The organism is Desulfonatronospira sp., assembly GCA_003563255.1.
Lineage (GTDB): Bacteria > Desulfobacterota > Desulfovibrionia > Desulfovibrionales > Desulfonatronovibrionaceae > Desulfonatronospira.
This window is the reverse complement of sequence record PWSL01000007.1, coordinates 1-8874: the sequence shown is the minus strand read 5'-3', so window position 1 is coordinate 8874 and position 8874 is coordinate 1. Positions and strand designations below refer to the sequence as shown.

8 protein-coding genes are annotated in these 8874 nt (G+C 52.3%); 3 read left to right on the top strand and 5 right to left on the bottom strand.

Translation table 11 applies throughout. The features are described from left to right. The first annotated feature begins 245 nt into the window (after window positions 1–245). Entirely contained in the window at window positions 246–515 is a 270-nt protein-coding gene (locus QZP87_RS00240) for a hypothetical protein (protein WP_287043862.1), read from the top strand. A gap of 127 nt (window positions 516–642) precedes the next feature. On the opposite strand, the gene QZP87_RS00235 is transcribed toward QZP87_RS00240, so the two are convergent. Further along, complete coding sequence (locus tag QZP87_RS00235; RefSeq protein WP_291320918.1) at window positions 643–2457, bottom strand: ABC-F family ATP-binding cassette domain-containing protein; 1815 nt, start codon at window positions 2455–2457, stop codon at window positions 643–645. Window positions 2458–2565: 108 nt separating this feature from the next. On the opposite strand from QZP87_RS00235, the gene QZP87_RS00230 reads away from it, so the two are divergent. Then, window positions 2566–2904 carry a tRNA-binding protein gene (locus QZP87_RS00230; RefSeq protein WP_287043858.1) on the top strand — a complete coding sequence of 113 codons (339 nt, stop codon included), beginning with the start codon at window positions 2566–2568 and terminating at the stop codon, window positions 2902–2904. Window positions 2905–2944: 40 nt separating this feature from the next. Then, a complete protein-coding gene (locus QZP87_RS00225) occupies window positions 2945–4480 on the top strand; it encodes a glycogen/starch synthase (RefSeq protein ID WP_291320917.1) in 1536 nt (511 codons plus the stop codon). A gap of 235 nt (window positions 4481–4715) precedes the next feature. On the opposite strand, the gene QZP87_RS00220 is transcribed toward QZP87_RS00225, so the two are convergent. The 4 genes from QZP87_RS00220 to QZP87_RS00205 form a co-directional block, all read right to left on the bottom strand. Further along, entirely contained in the window at window positions 4716–4973 is a 258-nt protein-coding gene (locus QZP87_RS00220) for a DUF2442 domain-containing protein (protein ID WP_291320916.1), read from the bottom strand. 333 nt (window positions 4974–5306) lie between these two features. Further along, window positions 5307–6944 (bottom strand): 4Fe-4S binding protein, encoded by a 1638-nt coding sequence (locus QZP87_RS00215; RefSeq protein WP_291320915.1) that lies wholly within the window; start codon window positions 6942–6944, stop codon window positions 5307–5309. Then, window positions 6944–7921, bottom strand: a complete 978-nt coding sequence (locus QZP87_RS00210) for a DUF362 domain-containing protein (protein ID WP_291320914.1) — start codon at window positions 7919–7921, stop codon at window positions 6944–6946. Before QZP87_RS00210 ends, QZP87_RS00215 begins: the two co-directional genes overlap by 1 nt. Before the next feature lie 167 nt (window positions 7922–8088). Then, on the bottom strand, window positions 8089–8613 hold the full coding sequence (locus QZP87_RS00205; protein ID WP_291320913.1) for a hypothetical protein: 525 nt from the start codon (window positions 8611–8613) through the stop codon (window positions 8089–8091). Window positions 8614–8874: the final 261 nt, after the last annotated feature.

Sequence of the window (8874 nt, the reverse complement as noted above, 5' to 3'; positions counted from 1 at the left end):
GTGGGCAGTAGTCTTTTTCTTAAAAAATAAGTGCGGAACATTTACAGTGCCAAGCGCTGAACCCCCGTCATGGCTCAAATTTTTCTTGTTTTTTGTGACAGGGTTTCAGGAGTAAGTCACTGACATGATTATCGAGCTATTGACTAAAGGTATTGCCAATAAAAAAATCTGGATTTATTGTATCTGGAGTTTTAACGGCGAAAAAGATTTTCCAGCAACTCGAACAAGAACCAAAGGAGGGCTTTATGGCTACACAGGCTTCTGATATCAAAAACAAGCTGCAAGAGATTTATCCCGAGATCGCTCAATACGGAGTGGGGCTTCAGATTGACTACAATTCCGAAAAAAAGGCCTGGGAGGCCACTTTCGAAAAAGACGGCAACAAACTTTCAACACACCTGGAAGATACTGATGTAGACAACTGCCTTCTGGGTAAAAAGTGCTACAATTTCGGCATTCAGCTGGGGCAGTTCATCCGCAACTATTGCGAAGGCGGCGAGGCCTGCAAGCTGTAAGCAAACCTCAAAGCAAGGTGAGCTGCCAGGCAGCACACATAAAAAAATTAAATGATAACAGGATGCGCCTGCAACAGTATTTCTTGCAGGCGCGTCTTAAATATACCATGTTTAAGTTTTCAGCATATCACCTGCTGCACTTTTCAGCTATTTCCTCAAGTTCCTCCCAGCGTGCGTAAAGCCGCATCAGACCGGCTTCAGCCTGTTCCAGTTCACTGCAAAGCCTTTCCAGTTCCTTGGCGTCACTCATGACTTCCGGACGGTTCATCTTTTCCTTGAGGCCGGCCACCTCGTTTTCAGCCTTTTCAATATCGCCTTCAATGCTTTCATATTCCCGCTGGTCCTTGAATGACATCTTGTTCTGCTGCCTTGGTCTGGGCTTTGCTTTTTTCCCGGACTGAACTTTTTGTTCAGGCTTGTCCGTCTGGGCAGCTTCCCGGATATACTGGACATAATCGGCCACAAAAGTGGCCCTGCCCTGACCGTCAAGGTAAAGAAGCCTGTCGCAGAGATTGTCCAGGAACATCCGGTCATGGGAAATAAGCACTATGGCCCCGGGAAATTCTTCCAGGCTCTGCTCCAGAATCTCCAGGGTGGGGATGTCGATGTCGTTGGTGGGCTCGTCCAGAAGCAGGACATCGGCAGGCTTGAGCATGAGCCTGGCAATAAGCAGCCTGGACTGTTCACCTCCCGACAGCCTGGACACCGGCAGGGGGAGCTGGTCCGGGTCAAAGCGCATGCGCCTGGCCCAGGACACCACGTGCAAAGCCCTGCCCTGGTAAACCACCTGGTCGCCGCTGGGGCACAGGGACTCCTGCAGGCTCTGTTCCTGGTTCAACTGCTCCCTGTTCTGGTCAAAATGTACCACCTTAAGTCCCTCAGCCCATTGCACCGTACCCGAGTCCGGTTCCATCTCCCCGGACAGAATCTCCAGCAGACTGCTTTTGCCGGTACCGTTTCGGCCCACTATGCCCAGGCGGTTTCCCGGAGAAAGAGTCAGGTCAAGGCCTTCCAGGAGTGTGCGGCCCTGGCGCTTGCAGGAAACATTTCTGCAGCGAAGAAGCTTTCTGGTCTTGCGGCCGGTACCGGAAAATTCAATTTCAGCCGCCCTGTTTCCGGCATTTCTGGATCTCACCTGGCTTAGCTCTTCCTGCAAAGCGAAGGCGGTTTCTTTTCTGTGTTTGGCCTTTGTGGTCCTGGCCTTGGGCCCCTGGCGCAGCCACTCGATTTCCCTGCGGGTCTTGCTGGCCAGTCTCTGCTCCAGCTTTTCCCGGGACTGAGTAAATTCCTGGCGCTTCTCCAGGAAGGTGGAGTAGCTGCCTTCCACACGCAGACACCCTTCCGGATATATCCTGCTCAGCTCCACTATCCGGTTGGTGACATTTTCCAGGAAAGCCCGGTCATGGCTCACCAGGACAAAGGCGAAATCCGGATTTTTAAGGACATTTTCCAGCCAGAGTATTCCTTCCAGGTCCAGGTGGTTGGTGGGCTCGTCCAGAAGCAGCAGGTCAGGCTCCTGCAGAAGCGCCCGGGCCATGGACAGCCTTTTAAGCCACCCCCCGGACAATGTGCAGACCATGGTGTCCAGGTGAAAAAAGCCCATCTGCCCGGCTGTTTTTTTCAGGCTGACATAGCTTTCCGGATCATGGTCTACGTTTTCCATAACCTGTATAAGGGCCTGCTCAACCGTCTGGTCCCGGTCAAAATTTTCAGTCTGGGGAAGGTAAACAAGCCTTGTATCCCGCCTGACTGTAAGTTCACCTGCGTCCGGGGTTTCCATTCCGGCCAGGATCTTGAGCAGGGTGGACTTGCCTGATCCGTTGGGGCCTATGAGGCCGGTACTCTCCTGGGGGAAAAAACCCAGGCTGAGCTCAGAAAAGAGTTCCCTGCCGGAATAGGCCTTCTTTATACCATGACAACTTATAAGTGGAGTTGAAGACATGAAAATACCCTTTTCAAATACTTAAACAAGCATGAAACAACTTGATTTTTTTATTAAAAACTTCCAGATTCAGCAGGTAACCATAAGCACCATAATTCAGGGGTATATATGAGCCAGATTGACTGGAATGACTTCCAGAAAGTAGACATCAGAGTCGGAACCATTACCGAAGTCCATGATTTTCCCGAAGCAAAAAAACCTGCTTTTAGACTGGTGGTGGATTTTGGTCAGGAAATCGGCACCCTCAAATCCAGCGCGCAGATCACTGACTTGTACGACAGGGACTCCCTGCCTGGCAAACAGGTAATAGCTGTGATCAACTTTCCCCCCAGGCAGATAGGTCCGGTCATGTCCCAGTGTCTGGTGACCGGATTTCATGACCAGAACGGAGCAGTGGTCCTGGCGGTGCCCGATGCCCATGTACCCGACGGAACCAGGCTCTGCTGAAAACAGTCTTGCGTAAAACCGACACATAACAAGGTGAAGAGTGAAAGTCCTTTATATCGCAGCAGAATGCAAGCCCTTGTCCAAAGTGGGCGGAGTGGGCGACGTGGCCGGGGAACTGCCTCCTGCCCTGAAAGAGCAGGGAGTGGACATAGAAATAGTCACTCCATGCTACGGGCAGACCCTGCAGAAAAACCCCGGGCTGAATTCCTTGACCCCGGAACATGAATACTCTGTGAAATTTCACGGCGTAAGAGAGGACATAAGTATCCTGCACACCGAAATCCGTGGGGTTCCGGCAAACCTGCTAAAAAGCCCGGCCTATTTTGAGACTGATTACACCCTGGAACCGGACAAAGCTCCCTTCAACCATCCCCTGCTCTTCAAGAATGATTACTCCACACCTTATGTATACAGCCGGGAAATACCTTACTTCGACGACGCCCTGCGCTTTTCCTTTTTCTGCAGGGCCTGCCTGCCCCTGATCCAGGCAAAGGACCCGGATATTGTACACATAAACGACTGGGTCATGGGATACCTGCCGGGCTGGATGAAGATCATGAACATGCCTCAGAAGACGGTGCTGACAATCCACAACATTGGCTATCAGGGCAATATTCACCGCCAGGCCATTCAGGACTGGGACATTCAGGAGATTGACCGGCATCAGGACACGATGGGCCTCTTCACCGATCCCCGAAGGGAATGGAACAGTGTCAACGCCTTGAGACTGGCCATGGAGATGTCCCATGCTATCAACACCGTCAGTCCCACATATAAAAAAGAAATAACCATGCCCCAGGACCAGTCCAGGTTTTTCCAGGGCGGCAACGGCCTTGATGAAGTTGCCGCGCGCCTGGATAGTCAGGACAGGCTGCACGGCATATTAAACGGATTCGAATACTCTTTTTCCCCGGATGATGCCGGGTTTGAAGGCATGATCCGGGAAAAATCACGCATGAAGGCCGCTCTGGGAAATAATTTTCCTGACCCGGAAGGTCTGCTTCTGGGTTTTGTGGGCCGGGCCGTGGAGCAGAAGTTCAGGCTTTTGAGGGAAGAAGTTCAGGGCAAAAGCGTTTTGGAGCACATCCTGGATATACCCGGGGTTAACGTGGCAGTGCTGGCCACTGGAGAGCCGGAATACGAAAGTTTCCTGCAAAGTCTCTCAGACAGACCCAACCTGTACGCTGTAATAGCTTTTGATGCCCAAAAAGCCGGGCAGATCAGCCTGGGCAGCGATGTATTCCTCATGCCCAGCCTGTTTGAGCCCTGCGGCATCACCCAGATGCAGTCCATGAGCCACGCCACCCCGCCCCTGGTGCGCTGGACCGGCGGCCTGGCGGACACGGTCAGGCCGCACAACGATCCCGCGGGTACAGGCTTTGGATTTGACGGCTCGTCACGCAGGGAAATCCTCACCAACCAGCTGGAAGCAGTAAACCAGGCCCGACAGGTGTACACACAAAACCCGCTGCATTTTCGCGCCCTGCAGTATACAGGATATTATGAAAGGTTTCTCTGGGCAAACTCCGCACTGGAATACATTGAAAAACTCTACCAGCCGGTTATGAAGATGTGACTGCAAAAGGTCATTTTTGTCACGCGAACCACGCGAAGCGCGTGGCAGGGCGCGTGACAGAGGTCAGAGATCAGACGTCAGAGGTCAGTAAAAACAGAGAGTTATGCAAATTATTAATTTCTGAATTATTGATTTCTCGACTTTTTGCAGATGCATCAATATCTCAAATGTTCAACTGGGCTATCAATTATTTATTAAGTAGCAACTGCTACTATCATAAATATCCCGTTTTAACCTATTCTTCAGAGGGTTTTAATGGCCTGGAAAAATCATAAAGAGTTTCCGGAGCTATATCTATATCGTCTGGCCAGACAACTGTACCATGGTTAACAGTGGCACATTCAAAAATCTTCTTTTCCTGAAGGCTGTTAAATGGTTTTTTCATAAGCAAAGGATTCATATCAAAAACACGAACCTCTCCATTTTCAAATTCCAATTTTAGAAAAAAGTTTTCATTGGGCTCTACCCTAACTACATCCAACAACTCATTCATACGGACCTCCATTACTGTAAAGGAGCTATTCTAAGGCGGGCTTTGCCCGCAACCCAATAAATAAAAGAGTTTTTTGACAGGATTAACAGGATTAAGAGATTGATGAAGAGAAAATCATCTTTGTCCTGGCCGGAAGCCAGGCCAAAAGGTTATCACTCGCCTTTGGCGATGGTTAATGCAATCTGCGGCTTCCGGCCGCAGATTGCTTATCCTGCCAATCCTGTTAATCCTGTCCAAGTTTCTTGTTTTTTATGACAAGATTTCAGCAGTAAGCCACTAAAGGGCTTTTCACCGCTTATGGCAAGCTCCCAGTTAGCCATCAACTCATCATACTCAGTCCGTAAACCCGGGAGGTAGATCATCTGGTTCCTCTGTGTCCGGCATGATCTCTTCCGGGGGTTCGCGCTCGCGGTCCGGATCCGGATCCAGGACCATGCCCTGGGCCCGGCCCTCCTCGATATACGAACCTTTGTTCATGCGCAGAGAGTTCATGGGTTCCACCACTATGGCCGACTGGGCCTGCACCGGGCAGTGAAACTCGCAGGCACCGCATCCGGAACACTTTTCCAGGATTACGAAAGGCACCGGGATATCTATGCCCGGCACCCGGCGCAGTTCCAGGGCCGCATAAGGACATACCTCGAAACAGACCAGGCATTTCCTGTCCCAGGCCCAGGCCAGGCATTTGCCCCGTACCACCCTGGCCGTGCCCATCCTGGCCCAGACCCTCTCGTTTATAGGCAGGTCCCTGATGGCCCCTGTAGGACACACCCGGCCACAGACGTTGCATGTGGGATCACACGGTCCCCGCCTGGGCAGGGCTTTAGGGCTGAAAAGCCCCAGAACCCCGGCCTCAAACCAGATGGGCTGCAGGGTATTGGTGGGGCAGGCCTTCATGCACTGCCCGCACCGGATGCACCGGGAAAGAAAATCCTCTTCTTCCAGGGCCCCGGGAGGGCGGATCAAAAACTGCGGAGTAACATTGCCCGGGACGATATCGCCGCGCACCTCTCGAATGCCTGTCTGCAAAAGAAGGGCCGATCCCACGCCCCCCAGGACCGAAGCCATTACTTTACGTCTCTGGGGCATAAATCCGGATACAGCGGGTTCTTTGTTCCAACCCGCCTGAAAGGACACAGCCTTTTCCGGGCAGACCCGCACGCACTCCAGGCAGACAATACATTCCTGGTGGCTGGTTCTGTGCGGGTCTTCCTCAATGGCCTGCATGGGACATCTTCTCTGACAGAGACCGCACTCGGTACAAGAGGTAGAGACTTTCCTGCGCAAAAGAGGCTTTCTGGAAAAAATGGCCAGAAGCGCCCCTGCCGGACAAAGACTGCGGCACCAGAAGCGCGGGGCCAGGACCACCAGGGCAAAAACCAGGATGAAAAAGGCCATGATAAATATCTGGGTGGCAAAACGGTAGCTCTGGGGCTCGAAGTAGGCCAGGCTCTGCAGCCCCAGGCCGGAGTAGATCATGTACAGGTTGTCCAGGCCCAGGTCGAGAACATGCACAGCAAAGGGATAAATCACCAGCCCGTAAAAGCGGGTTATAAGAGACAGGGGTGAAGCAATAAATACAGAGGACACTCCCACAATGGCTGTACCCAGGATGAAAAACAGCACCAGGTACTTGACCCGGCGAAGGGTCAGGAGTGACTGGACTGACAGGTTTCTGCCGGAATCTCTTGGCCTGAAAATCCGGTCGCTTATATCCAGGGTGACACCCATGGGACATATACAGGAGCAGAAAAAACGCCCCAGAAACAAAGTGGCCAGGATGATCAGAAACCCGGGCAGCAGTGCTCCTGCCCACTCCCTGGCCCCCAGCACAGTACCTGCAAAGACAAGCGGGTCCAGACGCAGGAAAAAATCAGTGGGGAACCAGGTCCTGAGGGGAAAGGCCGCCAGCAGAAGCAGGGTGATAAAAGCAAAAAGACTTAGAGCCTGCAGGGTCCTCTTGAAATTCATCAGGCATCAACCGTCTGGATCTCCAGGTTGTCCAGGTCCATCCTGCCCAGACCCCGCTCATGGGCCATTTTTATATGCTCCACCTGGTCTGGCCGGATCTTTCGTCCATACCAGGGAAACAACTCCACTGTCTTGGCGTCTGCAGCCACCATATCCCTTGAGGCTAGCACAAGCTCACCCTCAATGACGTCTCCCGGCCCCTGCGGACCGTGGCTGGACAACACCCTGGTCGCGTCCACCACGGTGAGATCCGCCTTGAGCAGGGTGCACAGGTCCACTATGGCCTGGTTCAGATTGTAGCGGCTGTGCATCACACCCCGGTTGCGGATGAGTCCCATCATGCCCTTCATGGAAACACTGACCCCGGTGGCTGAATGTGACTTGGCCACGGGAGCGGCAATCAAAACATCCGCATCCAGAACATCGCGCATGACCTCGGTGCTTCGAAAACTTTCACCTTCAGGAATGGACACCTCCTGAAAGAATCGACGGGAATCAAAGGTCTCTACCCGGGTATTGGGGATATCTGCACAGGCATCCCGGATGCCTGAAAGCTCCATGCATCTCTGGGCCGACTGCAGGGTGTTGTCCAGAACCATGACCCTTGATGCCCCGGCATCCACGCACATCTCAGCCAGGGCACTGACCACCCGGGGATTGGTATTGGTGGCCCGGTCCGGGGTATGGGCAAAGCTCATGTTGGGCTTTATCACCACCTTGTCCCCGGAACTGACAAATGAAGACATGCCGCCCATGAGATCCACACATGCTCTGGCTGACTCAGCCGGGCCGCCCCTGGCTACGCCGATATCCGGATAGCCGCCGGCCCTGGAAACTGGAGCCTTTCCCAGAACCCCCACCCCGGAGGCAGCCATAAGCACTGCCAGACCGGCCTGGCTTTTCAAAAAATCCCTGCGCGTCAGGGATGAATCCAGCGACACCCCCTTCTTGTTCAACCATCTGTTTTTTCTGTTCATAGCACCTCCGGCAATGAGAAAACTTCTGTTACCTATAAAAAGCCCACAAAAAATGTTCAGATTGTTTAATAACCATGCCCTCAACTCTTAGCAAGAACTATTATCAAATAGGGGAAGACAATTAGAGAGGTGCATATTCTCCAAAAGGGCTGACAATGGCAAACAGGCTATACGTATCGCCTTGCTGCAGGTACTCTTCTGAAAACTTTTCTGAGCATGAAGTCAGCTTTTTGAGGGGCATGATTAAGAAGTCGGCATCTGAAACACAAACAGGAATAGGTTTCCGCAAAATCCTCTCGAGCGTCCTTGCGGGCCCTTTTTGAAACAAAGCCTTTTTCGACCCTGCGCAGGGCGAACCATTCATCCCGCAGACTCTGGTCCAGGACCCGGAAAAAAACGTGGTGCCCGATCTCATGGTACAGGGTGTGAAAAAAAACATCCCTTGTTTTGAAGGGATAAATAACCACTACCGAGTCTGAGCTCTCCCAGTCGTGCAGGTATGTACCCCTGGCCCGCAGAGACTCGGGATTGTTGTTGATATAGGCCATTTCCAGAGCCAGACTTCGCTCAGGGTCATACCGGATTATCTTGATCTTGGCGTAATGCTCCTGTGGCAGGCGTTGAACAGCTGCCATAATCTCCTGGGGTGAAACCAGATTTTGCCGGGAAAAGTTTACAATAGCCACTCGCATGACTGTCCGTCCGAAATCTGAATTGTGGGATAATTATTTGTAGAAAGATCCAAGGCGGGCCATGCCCGCAACCCAAGAAATAAAGAAACCTTTACCGCCCGTTCGCCCATGTTGAATGGCTGCGCCTACACTTCGTGTATTGTATCTGTTTAGCGCTTTTAATGAAAGCAGGGGACAGGCACTCCGGGACCCACTTGAGCATCATTTTGTGCTTAAAATATCTCATTTTCTGGGACAAGCGGGTCCCGGAAGAGCCAGTCC

Excerpts from the sequence above, each read along its gene's own strand:
- QZP87_RS00240 (WP_287043862.1), top strand. The coding sequence starts at position 246 with ATGGCTACACAGGCTTCTGATATCAAAAACAAGCTGCAAGAGATTTAT.
- QZP87_RS00235 (WP_291320918.1), bottom strand. The coding sequence starts at position 2,457 with ATGTCTTCAACTCCACTTATAAGTTGTCATGGTATAAAGAAGGCCTAT.
- QZP87_RS00230 (WP_287043858.1), top strand. The coding sequence starts at position 2,566 with ATGAGCCAGATTGACTGGAATGACTTCCAGAAAGTAGACATCAGAGTC.
- QZP87_RS00220 (WP_291320916.1), bottom strand. The coding sequence starts at position 4,973 with ATGAATGAGTTGTTGGATGTAGTTAGGGTAGAGCCCAATGAAAACTTT.
- QZP87_RS00215 (WP_291320915.1), bottom strand. The coding sequence starts at position 6,944 with ATGAATTTCAAGAGGACCCTGCAGGCTCTAAGTCTTTTTGCTTTTATC.
- QZP87_RS00210 (WP_291320914.1), bottom strand. The coding sequence starts at position 7,921 with ATGAACAGAAAAAACAGATGGTTGAACAAGAAGGGGGTGTCGCTGGAT.
- QZP87_RS00205 (WP_291320913.1), bottom strand. The coding sequence starts at position 8,613 with ATGCGAGTGGCTATTGTAAACTTTTCCCGGCAAAATCTGGTTTCACCC.